The sequence below is a fragment of the Tatumella terrea genome (assembly GCF_039523755.1).
Taxonomy (GTDB): domain Bacteria; phylum Pseudomonadota; class Gammaproteobacteria; order Enterobacterales; family Enterobacteriaceae; genus Tatumella; species Tatumella terrea.
Window position 1 is genome coordinate 262763 of sequence record NZ_BAAAFX010000002.1, and the last position, 17130, is coordinate 279892.

Genomic DNA, 17130 nt, shown 5'->3' on the forward strand with positions numbered 1-17130 from the left:
GTATGACATCCCTGCCGCTATCCCCCGACACAGCAACGTTCACGGGCGGTGCCGTATTTTTAGATTATGCGTCTCTGGATTTCGGAGACCTCGATGCGGCGGCCCTGTATCGGGTATTTCCTGACCTGACGTTGCATCTTCACACCACTCCCGCGCAGATAGCTGAACGTCTGGACGGGGCGGAGGTCGCGATTGTCAGCGATCTTCATTTGCCGGCAGAGATCCTTGGCCGGCTGCCGCGGCTGAAACTGATCCTGCTGGCCTCCACGGGGACGAATGCGGTCGACCTTGCTGCGGTACGGCGGCTGGGGATCACCGTATGTCACTGCCAGGGGTATGGCACGCATGCTGTCGCTCAGCATACTCTGGCGCTGATGCTGGCGCTGACAAATCATGTGGCCCGTTATTCTGCACTGGTCAGTGCCGGCCAATGGTCTGCGGCTGATCGTTTTTGTCTGACGGATTATCCGATCAGCGGGCTGAACGATAAACGGCTGGCGATTGTCGGGCAGGGTGAGCTGGGACGTCGGGTGGCGTATCTGGCGGAGGCCTTCGGAATGCAGGTCAGCTTTGCCGGACTCCCCGGACGTGAAGGTCCGCAGGATAAAATCGCTCTGGATGAACTGCTGCCCCTTGCCGATATCGTGAGCCTGCATTGTCCGTTGACGCCAGAAACGGCCGGGCTGATAAACACGCGGCGGCTCGGGCTGATGAAACGCTCAGCATTACTGATCAATACGGCCCGGGGCGGTCTGATCGATGACACTGCCCTGGCCGGGGCGTTACGGGAGGGACGGCTTGCCGGCGCGGCGCTGGATGTACTGAGTCAGGAACCCCCTCCGCACAACCATCCGTTACTGACCGGCGATATTCCGAATCTGCTGATCACGCCGCATGTGGCCTGGAGTACGACCGGGGCCAGGCAGTGCGCTTTGCAGCAACTGGCCGAAAACGGACAGGCCTGGCTGGCGGGCCAGCCGATCCGGGTCGTGAGTTAAGCGGCCGACAGGAGGTACTTGACTTCCTGCGCCTCAGTAAAGCTTGTGTCTCTGAGGTTTGTTGCTAAGTACAACCGTAGGAAAGGTCCGGATGACAGTATGCCTCAACCTTTTTTTATACGGAATAGTATTTGGGGGGCGTATTCTAAGAACCCCGTAAGATGCATGAAAACTATCCATTATCAGGAGAAAGTACGTGGATTTTCGTCATACGGTAATGCTGACCAAAAATGCTCCCGTGTCGGGGCATACGGCCCGTAGGACTTATTTGGGTGTTAGCTCACTTTGTAATTTTAAAATAAACCTTGACACAGGCGAAACCAATGCCTTAATTCTGCATAGTATATTTATTGATTTAGATATCTTATTTTTGAATTTGCGCTTTATTTATTATTAAAACAAAATGTTCCTCCTTATCGACGCTGTGTCACACATCATATGAAAAGGCCTGTAACAGGATAATGCCGGTCATTTAAGGAAGTAAGACCCGAAAATTCGGGCCTGTGATGAAGTTAATTAGGTTGAAACCCTAATTCCTTTGCTTCCCCACTGAGCATTATTATGAGTTTATATTCATTAAAGCGTTTAACTGACAGGCCTTATGTAACGCGCATTTTTTGTGAAAAATTGGATGAACAGCGTGTCTTTTTAGTCTCTGCCATGAAATGTGCAGTTAATCAGGAGAATGAACCGGGTGAAGGCATTTTTTAAAGGAATGGCGGTGGTTATCTCTGCCTTAAGTATGACGAATATCTATGCTGCTGATCTTTCTGTCCCTACTCATAGCTCACTTGAGGTCCAGGCCGATCCGGCACTGACCAAACTTCTCCCGGTTAACATTACCCAACGCGGTTATGTTGTGGCTGCAACAAACCCGAATACCCCGCCTACGACTTTTTTTGAAAAAGATAACCGGACGCTTGCCGGACGTGAAATCGATGTGATGAATGCGATTGGTGAGCGCCTCGGTCTGAAGGTTCAATGGCGTGACAGCGGTGGGTTCGATAATATTATTCCCGGACTGATGACGGGGCGTTATGATGTAGCGCTGTCTAATATTAATGCGACAAAGACACGTCTGAAACTGGTAGATTTTGTCAGTTATTATGATGCCAGCCGTCTGGGGGTCATCTCCCTGAAATCGTCAAATATTGCACCTTTTACCTCGTTTGACGCACTGTGCGGACAGACGGTGGGCGCAGGTGCCGGAACGACCCAGATCACCCGACTGGAAACTGCCGGTAAGCAGTGTCAGGCGGAAGGTAAAAAAACGATTCAGGTCGCAGTGTTCCCTGATCGACCTTCAGGTGTTCAGGCTGTCGTTAGTGGCCGTGTTCCGCTATTTATCGGGCCTTATGAAGGCTTAACCTGGCAGGTAAAACAAATTGAACCAGCCACAATTAGCGGTGTACTGACCGTTGATGATGCGCCAGTTTCTATCGCTTTACCTAAGAATTCAGCCTTAGAGCCTGCAATACAAGCCGCGCTCAATTCTCTGATCAAGGATGGTAGTTATCAGAAGATCCTTGATCATTGGGGGATCGGTTTCGGCGCAGTGAAGCAGTCATTACGTAATGAAGAGATCTTTCAGTGAAGAACCGTCAGATACCGGAGGATGAGCTTAGGATTGTTGGCAAGCGTTATTACGGACGCTGGTTAAGCGCGATACTGGTGCTATTGGGTGTTGCCGGTATGGCGCATTCGATGTTTGAAAATCCCCGCTTTGAATGGCGGGTTATTGCAGATAATTTCACGGAAGCTTCAATTCTGCAAGGGGTCTTAATGACCCTGCAACTGACGATTATTTCGGTGGTGCTGGGTTTCTTCTTTGGCACGATACTGGCATTGATGAGGTTATCTTCTAACCCCGTACTTTCTGCAGTGAGCTGGGCATATACCTGGTTTTTCCGGGGCGTCCCTATGCTGGTACAACTTTTTCTCTGGTACAACATCGCAGCACTGTACCCGACATTGTCGGTATCATTGCCAGGAGTTGGGGAACTCTGGAGTGTACAATCCAATACACTGATAAGCCCTTTTACCGCGGCGGTCTTCGCTTTAGTTATGCATCAGTCAGCCTATGCCGCAGAGATCGTGCGTGCGGGGATCCAGAGCGTGAATCAGGGGCAGATAGAAGCGGCCAGAGCGCTGGGCTATCGCCCAGCGCAGATTTTCAGGCATACCATCCTGCCTCAGGCGATGCGGGCGATTCTGCCCCCGGCAGGCAATGAAGTGATTGGGCAGTTGAAAACGACCGCGGTGGTCTCTGTGATATCGCTTCAGGATGTCTTGTTTTCTGCTCAGATTATCTATCAGCGCACTTATGAAGTGATCCCATTACTGCTGGTGGCGACACTCTGGTATTTGCTGATGACCTCGGTACTTTCTGTCGGCCAATACTACGTCGAGCGTTATTTCTCTCGTGGACACGGGCGGCGTGAGCCACCGGCACTGTTTACCTTCTTATCCCGGCTGAAAAAACCGATCCTGAAAGGAGCTTCTGATGGCTGAAGCGATTTATTTACGAAAAGTCACCAAGCATTTTTCCGGGAAAACGGTGCTAAATCAGGTCGACCTTGATATTCCTGCAGGGTCAGTGACTGTGATCCTCGGGCCGTCAGGGTCGGGGAAATCTACGCTACTGCGTTGTATCAATCATCTGGAAAAACTGGATGGTGGCACAATTCGGGTCGGTGACGAGTTGGTGGGTTACCATCAGAAAGGACGGGCACTCTATGAGCTGAATCATCGTGAAATTGCGCGGCAACGGCGGGATATCGGGATGGTTTTTCAGCAGTTTAATCTGTTTCCGCATCGGACCGTTCTCCAAAATATTATTGATGCACCTGTGCGGGTGAAAAAACAGAGCCGAAAGCAAAGTATTGCCCTGGCAGTAGACTTGCTGGAAAAAGTAGGGCTGGCTGGTCGTGAAGATGAGTGGCCACAAAATCTGTCGGGCGGGCAGCAGCAGCGGGTTGCCATTGCCAGAGCATTGGCGATGAACCCGCAAGTGATGCTATTCGATGAACCGACCTCTGCTCTTGACCCGGAGCTGGTCGGGGAAGTTTTGCAGGTCATTAAACAACTGGCCCATTCAGGGATAACGATGGTTATCGTGACGCATGAGATCGGGTTTGCTAAAGAAGTTGCCGATAACCTTGTGTTTATGGAATCAGGGGCTATTATCGCCGCCGGACCCACCCGCCAGGTACTGGAGGATCCGAACCAGGCCCGGGTACGCGACTTTATTGCGACAGTACTCTGAATTATTGTCAGGGCGAAGCTTTCGTCCCGGCAGTAGGTTCAGACTGACGGGACGATAAATGGCTATTCAGGCAGCAAGGCCGCAATTAACCGATACAACTGTTCATTTGTGAGCAGGGCACAGTCCTTAAGCACCGCGTGACTTCGTTCTTCAGATTCTCCCTGTAAGGCCCGCTGCAGTTTTTCCTGTACATTAACGCCATCGCGTACTGATTGCTGCCGGGTCCGGCGTTGTATTAATTTCCGACCATCCTTCAGAAAAAGAGTCACTTCATGAAAACGGAGCGCCGGGTTCAGTGCATCCGACGGGGCGCTGTCATCCGGACAACGCCGCACACGTGCCGCAAGTGCCATAATGTCTGCGTTAATCGGGCCTTCGGCGAAATCACGCATTCGCAAGTCACCGTAAAGCAACATGGCTGCCACCACATATTCAAGACTGAAACGTGCGCCGATCCCGGTTACCGGCCGGCGAACGGAGGCAGCAATATCACCCCCGGGCGGGAAGGCTACCTCGATATGGTGGATAGCATTGAGCAGTCCGTTAAGCGTCCGTTCCTCCTGCAACCATTGATTGCGAATGAGTCGTGCAGCTTCTGCGGCACTGTGCGTACCGCTGCACGTCGCAAAAGGCTTAAACTCCAGGCCGGGAGAGACGATCCGCCAGGGGGCTCCCCAACCGCTCGTAAGAAGTTCACCTCTCGCCTGCCCATGACTTCCGAAAGACAAAAAGGATTCCAGAACACCCCTTGACTGCCCGTTGAATCCAGCCAGTGCCAGCTGTGCTGACCTGACCGCACGTTCAGCAGCCAGCCCGGCATGGAGTGGCTTAACGGCAGAAGCGAACTGTGCTCGCAGGCCGCTGGCCTGAGTTGCAGCAATACCCAGCAGCACTGCGGCACGTCCATGAGAGGGACGGGTCAGACGTATCAGTGCTGCTGCAGCAGCCAAAGTCCCGAGTGTCGCTGTATTGTGATTTCCGAGAGCATAATGTTGCTGTGTGATTGCCAGCCCTGTCCGGCCTGCGATTTCTACTCCAATAATATAGGCATCAAGAAAGTCGTTGATGCTAAAGGTGGGCTGCAGACTGCACCACGCAATTAATGCGGGCAGTATGACCGTCGACGGATGCCCCCGGAAATCTGCGTGGAAATCATCAAAATCAAGAGAATGCCCGGCATAACCGAGTATTACCGCCCGGTTTGCTGCACTTTTCCCGGAGTAAACTTCCCGCAGGATCGGCAGGCCCGACTCGGGTATTTGTTGTTGCAGCGGGAACCAGCAGGCAGCGAGAAAATCACAGAATCCTTTGCGGGCACACTGCCGTGCCAACTCATCCGGACGGCTCTCAAGAATATGGCTGACCAGTGATTCAGTGACGCCCATCTTCCGGTCTCTTTTCTGAATGTAATGCACTTTCTGCCAGACGAGCCAGGTAGCGGGAGACTGGTAAAAGAACATCATCATTGATGCGGAAGGCAGGGTGATGTAAAGCATACTGCTGGCCTGTTCCCACCATCACAAACGCTCCGGGAAGTTGCTGCTGATAAAATGCAAAATCTTCACCAATGGGGCTGGCTTCAACCTCTCTGGCTTCAAAACCGCTGGTGGTGGCTTGCTGAAGCGCAAAACCGGCCCAGCCGGCATCATTAATGACCGGTGGCGGACCGGCCTGCCAATCCAGGCGGATTTCAGCCTCAAACCCAGCGGCAATGCCGTTCAGCAGATTTCGTAAACGGGTCTCAATCAGCTGACGTGTCGCGGGCGAAAACGTCCTAACTGTGCCTTCCAGCCAGGCACTGTCCGGGATAACGTTCCATGTCGTACCGCTGTGCATCTGTGTGACAGAGACCACGGCATTATCGGCGGAAGGTGTATTCCGGCTGATCAGCGTCTGTAATGCGGTGACCAACTGACCGGCGATGACTATGGGGTCATTGCCCTCATGGGGACGGGCGGCATGACTACCCGTACCGGTGATAGTGATCCTGAATTTATCCACCGCCGCCGTCAGTGCTCCCGCTTTCGTGCCAATAACACCGGCAGGCAAGGTGGGATCATTATGTAACCCGAAGATCGCAAATGCTTTCTTTAACGCACCGGTATTAATGATATCCGGTGCGCCCTGACCGGTTTCTTCTGCGGCCTGAAAAAGGATCCTGACCCGGCCCTGCAGCGTGGCTTCCTGTTTTTTTAGCAGAATGGCTGCACCCAGTGCGGCGGTGCAATGAAAGTCATGGCCGCAGGCATGCATGACGCCCGGATTTTGTGAACTGTATTCAACGCCGGATTGCTCTTCAATGGGCAACGCATCGATATCTGAGCGTAATACCACCAGCGGGCCCAGAGGATCCCCCACTTCGGCCACCAATCCGGTCTTCAGCGGCAGGTCCAGAATACGGATCTGATAAGATTCCAGCCGGGCACGCAGCCGGGCTGTTGTTTCAAATTCCTGATTAGATAATTCGGGAAAACGGTGAAGTTCATGGCGAAAGGCGATCAGGCTTTTAGCAAAGCCGCTCTCGTTTAATTCAGTCATAGTGTTTCTGTGATCCTGTCATCGGTGGCAGGCTGAACAGCGTGTTGTGTCAGCCAATGTTTATGCGCGGATTCATCAAGGATTTTTTTCATATACAGAGTGATATGACCTTTTCCCAGATTGGCGGTATGCATTCGCGTAAACCCGCGTTTCTGATACATATCTATCAACCAGGGATGGCTTACTGCCGTTCCTAGTGAGACAGCAGGAGCCCGCAGTTGCTCTGCCAGTATTCTCTGTTCCAGCACTTCAAGTACCTTCAGGCCATAATTCTGCCCGGGGTAATCAGGATGTGCTGCATACCAGCCAATGTGCGGTAAGCCAAACGGACCCGGAAGCGGTCCCCAGGGATAGCGAAGAGTCACTGAAGAGACCATCACTGAACCGTTATACAGGGCATACACACCATGACGTTGTATATGTTGCAGAGTTTTTTCCCTGGTGGTACTGGCGGCATCAAAATGAATACCCAGCGCTTTCGTCGGAGCGTAAGCCGCCAGAATCAGCGCCTGATAGTCATCCGTTTCATCTTCCCTGACCTGACGAAAATCAAGAGACATACAATTTTCCTTACCGGTAATCTGTGAATAAAAGAATAACGTCGGTAGTCAGCTGCGGACAAGTTATCAGTAAATGAATAGATGGGTATAGTTAAAATATATCTAAGCTAATGCATATTTTATATTTAACATTGCCGTTTTTTAATTGCGTATACAGGCAGGGGGCGTAATATATGTTCATTTGTTTTCATCCCTGTATTCAGGGGAAAGAAATTATTTTTTGGTGATACGATACGGTATCGTTTAAATGATAAATCTCAATCAGCCATTATTTCTTTAAATAATGTTCAGCTGAACCTCTGAAGCATTAAGATAAAGTAAAGAGCAGGAGATACACCCGGTAAAACAGAAGAGGGCTGTAAAAATAAGCGTTACGGATAAGTCCGCAGGTTTGTCCAGGATGGGATTATACTATGAAGGTCTCTCGCCGGTCAGTGTTTATATCACGAATAAGGTATAAGCCTGTGACGATATTTCCTGCAAGCTTTCTGTTACGGCGCGATGAAACCTACCGGTGACATAATAAATTTATCTCTGTTCTCCGTCTGTTACGGAGAAAAAATCTGTGTGCAGATATTCTTATCCGGAAAAAACCGGAATTATTTCATTAATAGAATACTCAGGAATACTTTATGGACAGTTCAGATATTCAACGCCGCCTTCGTCTGGGGCTTTTTGTTCAGCCTCTCGGGCATCATGTTAGTGGTTGGCGTTTGACCGATAACGCGGGATCTCCTACCGATATCGACTGGTTAATTACCCTGGCAAAAAAAGCAGAAGCCGGGACGTTCGATTTGTTTTTTGTCGGGGATGCCCTGGCGACCAGTATGTATCGTTTACCGTCAACGATGGCACGGCTGGAGCCATTGACGCTTTTATCGGCTCTTGCGGTACATACCCGAAGGATTGGTCTGGCGGCCACGGCATCCACCACATTCAGTGATCCTTTCACCCTGGCCCGTAGTTTGTCCTCACTTGATCATATCAGCCGCGGGCGGGCAGCCTGGAATGTTGTCACGTCATTTTCAAATGATGTGGCACGTAATTTCAGCCGTGATGATATGCCGGACCATGCCCAACGTTACGGGCGGGCCCGCGAGTTCCTTGATGTCGCCAGTAAATTATGGAATGGCTGGGAGGAAGGGGCAGTTCAGCCGGACGCAGACAGTGGCCGCTATTTTGTCGATGAAAAAATAAAAGCCGTTAACCATCGCGGCGAGCATTTTCAGGTTCAGGGGCCGCTGAATATCACGCGTTCCCCGCAGGGGAAGCCTGTGATTATCGCCGCTGGTTCCTCTACCGACGGACAGAAACTGGCGGCTGAAACAGCAGAAGTTATTTTTACGGCATCAGCCACGCTGGAAGAAGGACAGGAATTTTACCGTGTTCAGAAACAGCAAATCAGGGTAGCAGGGCGCGATCCGGCCAATGTGGTCATTATGCCCGGAGTGATGCCGATTATCGGCCGTACGCGTGAGGAAGCCCGTGCACTCTGGAAACAACTGAATACCCTGGTCGATCTTGAGAACGGGATCAATCAGTTATCGCTGCGTTTTGGTATCGATTTATCGGGTTACCCACTGGATGAGCCGGTACCCGACGTGCCGTTGGGCGAGGGTAACCAGAGCCGTGTCAGATTGATGCTGGATATGGCGAAGCGGGATAACCTGACGTTAGGTGATCTGGCTGCAATCGCGGCCGGATCACGCGGGCATCGGGTGATCATCGGTACGGCAGAAGATATCGCCGATGATTTTCAATTATGGCTGAATCACAACGCCGCGGATGGTTTTAACATTATGCCGGCGATTATGCCGGAGCAACTGGATCTGTTTATTGAGCTGGTGATCCCTGAACTGCGTCGCCGTGGCTTGTTCCATCAGGATTATGCGTATAGCACGCTGCGTGAAAATCTGGGGCTACCGCGCATATAGCGGCTTTCACTCTGAATGACTGTATATTCTGAAAAATAAAAGCAGGTACGGGATACCCTGGAGTCGTTTCCTGCACCTGCTTTGACAATGATCTCTACCCGCCGGTGCCGACATATCCCCCCTAACCGAAGAAAGCATCTCTTTGCAGTGTCCGGGAGAGTGGTATACCGTAATAATTCTCCGTGCCTTGTCTTGTGGATAGTCCGGCAACGATCTGTGTCTTATCGCTTCCTGGCGGTCTGCTACGTCCTTTAGTGCCCGGGAAATTCCGTGCTCAGTCTCATGTATTAGCGGAGAGCTTCAGATAACAATGACCTGCTTTCGGACAATGATTTTTATCACGAGCCTGATATGATGAAGGCGGTTTTTCGGTGAGGGTCCGACAGGATTACAACGCGAGTCTGTTACTGTCCGTGTTTCGGCCGCTGTGCCGGATGGCTTGCTCCAAAAACCGGTAGCGTACGTTGTGAGACTGATCGTGTTATTATCCGGTAATACACACTTTTCGCGCCTGTCGGTGAGGAAGTGTCCTTGTGCAGAGCGCAGGGGGACGCTGGCAGAATGATACAGATGACCCGCAGAGCCGGGAACCGGTCGCTGGCTGGCGTCACGGACAGGGAAAAGCCGTCGACAAACCTTTGCTGATGTTCTGCAAAACCTTGTCACAGATGAGGACAGGAAAAAGCGGCGTAATGCTGTTCTACTTAGCGCCGGATAAGCTATAAACCTTTGTGTTAACCTGTCGCCTTTATTACTGCCCGTCGTGGGAAAGTTTGTTAGGGAGTTTTTATGCGTAAGCCGTTTGTTTTAGCCTCATCTGTCATGCTGATGACGGTGAGTTTACTGGGTGTCAGTCAGGTCAATGCGGAAGATGCCCCTGTAACCCCGGTCACTTCTGCGCCTGCGGCCTCTCCGGCCCCGGCAGAAGCCCCGGCAGCCTCCGCTCCCGCGACCGCGCCTTCAGGCACGTCAAAAGATCCGCTGGATCGTGATACGGTTTTTGGTGATTTCCATCACTATGCTATCGGCGATGTTGTTCCGCCGTTGTACCGTTCAGCGACCTACAATATTGCCAAATGGCAGTTGAGAAAATTACCGGCGCCGGTTGCCGGCAGTCACTGGACCTATATGGGCGGTGATTACATCCTGATCACCGATGCGGAAGGAAAAATACTGCGTATTATTTCCGGCGATATTATCTACCGTTAAGCTGTTTTCTGCAGAGGGGGCGTGATGCCCCCTCGCTTATTTCTGAACACGCCTGCCTGTCAGGGCTGACCGTCCCCGGTGACAATCTGTAATGACTGTAAGCCTATCCCCAGTTTACGCGGATCCTGTCCGATAATATTATCCAGCATACTTTCTGTAGGTTCCGGCGGGGTCAGGGTAATAACACGGCTGCCTGCCGGCGGCGTGAAATGCAACTGATACTCTGCGAATGTCGCCGTCGGAATAAAGGTCTGTTGCTGATCACCGACCGTCACTTTCACTGGCTTGCCGATATTCGGGCCAAAACCTTTGGCGGTGATCCGCAGCGTGAATGCCGCCGGCAGGGGCATTTTGTAGGTCAGTGTCACGGCCGGGGCAAGATTCGCATTGGACCAGCGACCCCAATTCTCGTTTCTTGACAAGCCACTGAAGGACATGACGGACTCCGGCGCACCTGGCAGGTTAAAAAGATAGACGGCCGACGGGTAGCGGATAGCGTTGTCGGGCATTTTCAACAGAGAGATCGCCTGCTGATAGAGGTCTGCCGAAGGAAGTGCCGGTGTGAAAACCACCTTGCCCTGGAAGAGACCGCTCCCGAGTTCGGTCACTTCCGGTGTCCCTCCTAACTGGCCGTGGGTATAACAAAGCGCATCGCTCAATGCCAGCGAGGGTGCCCACAGACGGCCGGCTTTATAACATTTATCGATCCAGACAAATTTATCCCCGGCCGCAAACCGGCTAAGCCGTGCAGTCAGAGTTTCAGCATAGACGCCTTCAGGAATAGGCTCGACTTTGTCGGCATCGACTTTAATCAGCACCGGCAACCGGAAGGTGGAGCCGGAAAAACTCAGGGTATTTTTCTGCTGATCGACGGTGAAGTGATCTATTTTCCGGGGGAAGTTCCAGAGCTGAATAATGTCCGGCTTCCACTGCAGTACTTTCTGCGACAGGTTATCAAACACCTCTGACAGAGAAGTTCCGGAAAGCGTACTGCGTCCCAGACCGATAAAATTATCGCCGCCCAGGATATCCAGTACGGTGGCACCATTATCCATCGTATTACGTTTGTTGTTCTGGGTAACGGCATCAGGCTTATCGCCGCGGATCACAAAGAACGTATCGTGACGAGGATAGCGGGTCAGGTAACGGTAGGCCGTATTATTCATCGCCAGGTGATCTGACCCGACAACAATGACCGTGTTTTTAAAGCCGGGGGATTGCTTTATCCGTGCGATCAGTCGCGCGATATGTTCCTGAGAACAAGCCACCGCACTGAAGGAGAGATTATTTTTCCCCTCGTAAGGATAGGTTTTCCGCTGACAGGACGCAGAAATAAAACCATCCGGATGATGGGTATCGACAGTCAGCGCAAACAGAGCAAAGCGTTGATTCTGCGCCGACAGTTGCTGGTATTTATCGAAAACTTTATCCAGCACGGTATCGTCATAAAACCCCCAGTTATTCCGGTAGCCGGGGTCCGCGACCTGCGTTTTCAGCTCTTCCGAGCCTTCCATATGCTGCGTTTCAAATCCATGAGAGCGCAGGAAGACATCTTTTCCGCCAAAGCGTAAATCGGCGCCCTGAATAAACCAGTTCTGGTAACCGGAATTTTTCAGAATATCGCCGAGGCAGATATTTTGCGGATAAAAACTGGAAAGCGAAGACGATGCATTCCCTTCAAACGGGGCAAACAGAGGGATCCCGCACTGCGAAGCGACCATGCCGGCGATGGTATAGTCGGTGCCGGGTAACTGTGCGGTGGATGTGAAATCGATGCCTGACTGCATTTGCCGGATCAGTTCCGGGGCAAGATCCGGGAAGGCCTGCTGGTTGAAATACGTTCTTTCCAGACTTTCTGCATAGATATAGACCAGATTCAGGTGAGGTTTTTTAATCGTGCTGTCAGGGACTTTATAATAGTCATCAAAATCAGACCCTTCCTGGAAAGAGTGCGAGGCAATCAGGGTCTTTATCTGCTGATAGGCCGGACTGGTATTAATGGAAAGACCGGCCAGCAGACAGGCAAAAATACTCCAGCCGAAATGGTGCTGATGATTTTTATTCCGCAGAATACGGGTCAGTACCAGAAAAATGAGTACGATAGCGAGGAGTAACGCAGCGGCGGGTAATAGATAGCGTCCGGTACCGGCTCCGGTCAGGTTATTTGTCAGAGTATAAATAACGGCTTCGGTTATTCCGTTGCCGGTAAAGTAATTACTGGCAAATAATGTCGCATTCAGCAGCAGAAAGCTCATCAGCAGCAGAGTAATAATAACAAACCAGAGCCGGTGACGGCCGGCTTTACGGGCGTAAATAATGACCGAGGCCGCAAAAAGTCCTGATGAAATAAGCTCTGAAACCAAAATGCTCTCCTGTAAAGCGTAGGTGGCGGCCAGGGGCCGGGGGCCAATGACCGGAAGGTGCCCAGTGGCCGTGTCAGATTTTTATGCCGGGCAATGTGCTATTTTCCGGGGGTTAGGACAATGTTTTTCTCTCTATTTAAAATATTTTTTTTGAACCAGGTCGCGAAGCTGAGATAAAAAACCCTTTTTCGTTCGTGACTATGCAGGAAGGGTGTCATATTACTGACATATCTTTACGCTAATTTTCTCTGCAGTGCAGGGGCTAATTACCGTCTTTCTGCACTAACAATGTGATTTTACTCTCAATAACCGAATGATTAATTCATTTGAAACAGGAAAACATCTGAGGATTATAAAACACAATGGATTTTCTGTGCGCTTTTTCTTGATTTATCTACGCGCGTAGATAAAATTCCTGCCGAAAAACGCCCACGAAAAATCGGTGCAATCCGGTCATTCAGTTGCTCTTGTAACATTTAAATGATTAGTCATCTAAGACTGGCACAAATGACAAGCGAATATTCCGACACCAGGGAATTTCTTCTGATCTCCGTATGCCGGAGAGCCATTGCGTACTGTGGGCGTTTTTCACTCAGTACTGCAGAAAGCCACTTTCTGAACCGACCGACAGGGAGTACTGAGTTATGACACATCCTCCCGGGCATCAGACCCGTCATCCCTTGCTGATCCTGGCAGAAGAGAGAGAAGCCCGCCGTGATTTCCGGCGCGCAACGTTTTCCTGCTGGCTCGGCACCGCGATGGAATATGCTGACTTCGCACTCTACGGCTTAGCTGCCGGTATTATCTTCGGGGATGTCTTTTTCCCTGAGGTCACCCCTGCCATGGCGCTGCTGTCCAGTTTTGCCACCTGGTCGGTGGGTTTTATTGCCAGGCCCATCGGGGCACTGTTCTTTGGCTGGCTCGGGGATCGTCACGGGCGTAAATCGGTCATGGTGATCACTATCCTGCTGATGGGGCTGTCTACCATGCTGATAGGGCTTATTCCGGATTACCGGACTATCGGTCTCTGGGCACCGGCCTGCCTGGTGATATTGCGTTTCACCCAGGGGTTGGGGGCCGGGGCTGAGCTGTCCGGGGGAACGGTTATGCTGGGAGAATACGCCCCACCGGCAAGGCGCGGACTGGTCTCTTCGGTGATTGCCCTGGGGTCTAACAGTGGCACCCTGATAGCTTCTGTCGTCTGGTTACTGGTGGTTCAGCTCGACCATCAAAGCCTGATCAGTTGGGGATGGCGGATCCCGTTTTTGTGCAGTTTCCTGATTGCGCTTGGGGCACTGTGGATGCGGCGTTCGGTCCGGGAAACCCCGGTCTTTGAGCAACGCCGGAAAACGCTGATGGCAGAACGCCAGCAAACCCTGCACACGGCCTCACTGAGCGACAGGAAGCCTCGCGGCCCCGGTAAAGCCTTCTGGGTCATGATGGGTCTGAGAATTGGTGAAAATGGTCCTTCGTATCTGGCGCAGGGATTTATGGTCGGTTATGTCGCCAGAGTACTGATGATGGATAAATCCGTGCCGACGACCGCCGTTTTTATCGCCTCTGTACTGGGCTTTTTGGTGATCCCTCTGGCCGGCTGGCTGTCTGACCGTTATGGTCGCCGTAAACTCTATCGTCTCTTTTGTCTGTTACTAATGATCTACGCCTGGCCAGCGTTCACGTTGCTGGACAGTCATCAGCCCTGGATTGTGATTTCGACCATTGTTGTCGGAATGGCTCTGGCTTCCCTGGGCATTTACGGGGTCCAGGCCGCATGGGGGGTGGAGTTATTTGGTGTTACACATCGCTATAGCAAAATGGCCGTGGCCAAAGAACTGGGGTCCATTATTTCCGGCGGAACAGCCCCGCTGGTGGCCGCAGCACTGTTATCCTGTTTCGGGCACTGGTGGGCGATAGCGGTCTATTTTACGCTGATGGCGGGTATCGGTTTTGTGACGACCTTTATTGCCCCGGAAACCCGGGGCCGGGACCTGAATTTACCGGATGACGCAATTTAGAGGACTGGCCCGGGGCGGATATCCGGCCGGAGAAAACAGGAGAGTGTGTGGGTAAACGGTTAACTCAGCGAAGAGTGACGCGGGAAGAGGTTGCCAGCCTGGCCGGGACATCGGTGGCGGTGGTCAGTTATGTGATTAATAACGGACCGCGCCCGGTGGCAGAGGCGACACGGGAACGGGTACTGCAGGCTATTCGCCAGACGGGCTATCAACCCAACGGTATTGCCCGTGCGCTGGCTTCCGGAACCACCCGTACATTCGGGGTGGTGGTTCCGGATATTTCTAACCCGTTTATCGCGTCTCTGGCTCATGAATTACTACAGGAGTCGATGCGTTACGGTCACGTCATGCTGCTGGGGGATTCCGGAGATGACGGTCAGCGGGAGCAGGACATCATTCAGGGATTACTGAACCGCCAGGTCGACGGACTGATCTATATCAGTGCTGACCGTCAGCCGCACACGGAGATTATCCGTCGCAGCGGAACACCGGTGATCATGCTGGACGGTGTCGAGCCGGGACCGGGGGTTTCGGTCTTACGGATGGATGAACGGCAGGCCGCCAGAGAAGCGACGGCACATCTGTTGAGCCATGGCTACCGGGAAGTCGGGATCATTACCGGACCTGCCTGGATGCTGAATACCCGTGACCGTTTACAGGGCTGGCGTGACGCGATGGAACATGCCGGGCTGGCGGTTAACCCGCACTGGGTGGTGCCGGCAGATTATACGCGTCAGGGCGGATATCAGGCAGCATTGCATCTGCTGTCCGGCCCGGGGTGCCCGCGGGCGCTGTTTGTCTGTAATGAACAAATGGCGATAGGCAGTCTGCGGGCCTTTCATCAGCAAGGGATTCGGGTACCGGATGATCTGGCCATTGTCGGTTTTAACGGGACGGATCAGGGCGCTTACCATCTGCCTTCACTGACCTCTGTCCGTCAGCCGATTGCTGAAATTGCGGCGACGGCCATCCGTCTGCTCCATGAGTGGCAGGCCGGGGGCGGGTTGCATGACATCCGGCATTTTCTGGAACCCGGCGAGTCCTGCGGGTGTCCTGCCGGTTCTCCTTCACTTCAGCCAGGTCTGCGAAAAAATGCAACGGATAATTATTGATTGTGACCCCGGAAACGGGATCGCGGGGGCCAATACGGATGACGGTTTAGCCCTCGCGCTGGCGCTGGCCTCGGCGGATCTGCAGGTAGAGATGGTCACCACTGTCAGCGGGAATACTCCGGCCGCGACCGGCGCCCGGGTGGTAACCGATCTGGTCCGGCGTTGCGGCTTAATGGTGCCGGTCTATTGTGGTGCTGAGCGCGCGCTCTGTGAACCGGAAGAAGAGTGGCGTCGCCAGCTGGACACACGGGTCGAGGCACTTTCTCTCGGGTATTTGTGGGATTCCGTCCGCCCGCCGGCACGGTTGTCAGAGTATTCACGTCATGCCGCAGAACGGATGGCCGAATGTATCTGTGCCTCGCCGGGAGAGATAACCCTGCTGGCACTGGGGCCGCTGACCAATATTGCCCATGCGTTACAGCGTTTTCCGCAGATGGCCGGTGCGGTGGCAGAAATTATTATTATGGGCGGTGTCTTTCACCTGGACGATTATATTAAAGACACCAATTTTGGTCTGGACCCGGAAGCCGCCTCTCTGGTGCTGAACTGCGGGGCAAAAATTACGCTGGTTCCGATGGATGTGACGGTGAATACGTTGCTGACCCGGAAAGACTTACAGCGGATCACGGCCGGATCTTCGCCGCTGGCCCTGTTTGTGCGTGACACGCTGACGCCCTGGATAACCTATTCAATGCTCACCCGGCATCCCGGGGGAAGCTGGATCCATGATGTGCTGGTGGTGGCGTGGCTGCTGGATCCGCAGGTGGCAACCGCAGAGAATTTTCGTGCCGGTATTGAGATACGCCCTGGCCTGACGCGGGGTAAAAGCTGGCGTTACCGGCCACCTCTGCGTGTAGGGGTAGGGATCGATCCCGAAGAGGGGGCTGACATCCGTATTCTGACCTCGGTCGACAACGCCTTGTTACTTCGTCTGCTGGAACGTGTGCTCAGCCCTCCGGCGGCGGCGGACATGTCCCGGCGAATGTCCTGACGGTGTCATCTGCCGCCGGACTTTCGCGATAAATATACTTTCTTACAACTGATACAGTGAGCTGGCGCAGGTTCTGTCATGCGGTTTGTTTTTTACATGCTATATAAAAATATATAACAAACTAAATACATACCTGCTGCTCTGT

At 52.6% G+C, this 17130-nt stretch carries 14 protein-coding genes; 10 read left to right on the top strand and 4 right to left on the bottom strand.

What is annotated here, in order from left to right; translation table 11 throughout:
• The first annotated feature begins 2 nt into the window (after positions 1–2).
• The 4 genes from ABD035_RS01255 to ABD035_RS01270 all read left to right on the top strand — a co-directional run bounded on the left by ABD035_RS01255 (position 3) and on the right by ABD035_RS01270 (position 4263).
• Positions 3–998, top strand: coding sequence for an NAD(P)-dependent oxidoreductase (locus ABD035_RS01255; protein ID WP_343867039.1), 996 nt, complete (start codon positions 3–5; stop codon positions 996–998).
• 715 nt (positions 999–1713) lie between these two features.
• Positions 1714–2592 (top strand): ABC transporter substrate-binding protein, encoded by an 879-nt coding sequence (locus ABD035_RS01260; RefSeq protein WP_343867299.1) that lies wholly within the window; start codon positions 1714–1716, stop codon positions 2590–2592.
• Positions 2589–3509: an amino acid ABC transporter permease gene (locus ABD035_RS01265; protein WP_343867041.1), complete on the top strand. Its 921-nt coding sequence runs from the start codon at positions 2589–2591 to the stop codon at positions 3507–3509. The genes ABD035_RS01260 and ABD035_RS01265 overlap by 4 nt, the downstream gene beginning before the upstream one ends.
• Complete coding sequence (locus ABD035_RS01270; RefSeq protein ID WP_343867043.1) at positions 3502–4263, top strand: amino acid ABC transporter ATP-binding protein; 762 nt, start codon at positions 3502–3504, stop codon at positions 4261–4263. Before ABD035_RS01265 ends, ABD035_RS01270 begins: the two co-directional genes overlap by 8 nt.
• A 62-nt stretch (positions 4264–4325) precedes the next feature.
• Here the strand turns inward: ABD035_RS01270 and ABD035_RS01275 are convergent, their stop codons facing one another.
• From ABD035_RS01275 to ABD035_RS01285, 3 genes are read right to left on the bottom strand one after another with little or no spacing between them, the layout of a single operon-like run.
• Complete coding sequence (locus tag ABD035_RS01275; RefSeq protein WP_343867045.1) at positions 4326–5648, bottom strand: MmgE/PrpD family protein; 1323 nt, start codon at positions 5646–5648, stop codon at positions 4326–4328.
• Entirely contained in the window at positions 5635–6801 is a 1167-nt protein-coding gene (locus tag ABD035_RS01280) for an amidohydrolase (protein ID WP_343867047.1), read from the bottom strand. Before ABD035_RS01280 ends, ABD035_RS01275 begins: the two co-directional genes overlap by 14 nt.
• Positions 6798–7361: a GNAT family N-acetyltransferase gene (locus ABD035_RS01285; RefSeq protein WP_343867049.1), complete on the bottom strand. Its 564-nt coding sequence runs from the start codon at positions 7359–7361 to the stop codon at positions 6798–6800. The genes ABD035_RS01280 and ABD035_RS01285 overlap by 4 nt, the downstream gene beginning before the upstream one ends.
• 632 nt (positions 7362–7993) lie before the next feature.
• Here ABD035_RS01285 and ABD035_RS01290 point away from each other — a divergent pair.
• The 3 genes from ABD035_RS01290 to ABD035_RS01300 all read left to right on the top strand — a co-directional run bounded on the left by ABD035_RS01290 (position 7994) and on the right by ABD035_RS01300 (position 10504).
• Complete coding sequence (locus ABD035_RS01290) at positions 7994–9295, top strand: LLM class flavin-dependent oxidoreductase (RefSeq protein ID WP_343867051.1); 1302 nt, start codon at positions 7994–7996, stop codon at positions 9293–9295.
• Positions 9296–9828: 533 nt separating this feature from the next.
• Complete coding sequence (locus tag ABD035_RS01295) at positions 9829–10020, top strand: hypothetical protein (protein ID WP_343867053.1); 192 nt, start codon at positions 9829–9831, stop codon at positions 10018–10020.
• A 64-nt stretch (positions 10021–10084) separates the two neighbouring features.
• A complete protein-coding gene (locus ABD035_RS01300) occupies positions 10085–10504 on the top strand; it encodes an RcnB family protein (RefSeq protein ID WP_343867055.1) in 420 nt (139 codons plus the stop codon).
• Positions 10505–10563: 59 nt separating this feature from the next.
• On the opposite strand, the gene opgB is transcribed toward ABD035_RS01300, so the two are convergent.
• Positions 10564–12870, bottom strand: a complete 2307-nt coding sequence (gene opgB / locus ABD035_RS01305; protein ID WP_343867301.1) for a phosphatidylglycerol--membrane-oligosaccharide glycerophosphotransferase — start codon at positions 12868–12870, stop codon at positions 10564–10566.
• Positions 12871–13511: 641 nt separating this feature from the next.
• Here opgB and ABD035_RS01310 point away from each other — a divergent pair.
• Genes ABD035_RS01310 through ABD035_RS01320 form a run of 3 tightly spaced genes read left to right on the top strand, consistent with a single transcriptional unit; the run spans position 13512 to position 16985 of the window.
• Positions 13512–14882 (top strand): MFS transporter, encoded by a 1371-nt coding sequence (locus ABD035_RS01310; protein ID WP_343867057.1) that lies wholly within the window; start codon positions 13512–13514, stop codon positions 14880–14882.
• 47 nt (positions 14883–14929) lie between these two features.
• Positions 14930–15994, top strand: coding sequence for a LacI family DNA-binding transcriptional regulator (locus ABD035_RS01315; protein ID WP_343867059.1), 1065 nt, complete (start codon positions 14930–14932; stop codon positions 15992–15994).
• Positions 15975–16985 (top strand): nucleoside hydrolase, encoded by a 1011-nt coding sequence (locus tag ABD035_RS01320; RefSeq protein WP_343867061.1) that lies wholly within the window; start codon positions 15975–15977, stop codon positions 16983–16985. The genes ABD035_RS01315 and ABD035_RS01320 overlap by 20 nt, the downstream gene beginning before the upstream one ends.
• The last annotated feature ends 145 nt before the right edge of the window (positions 16986–17130 follow it).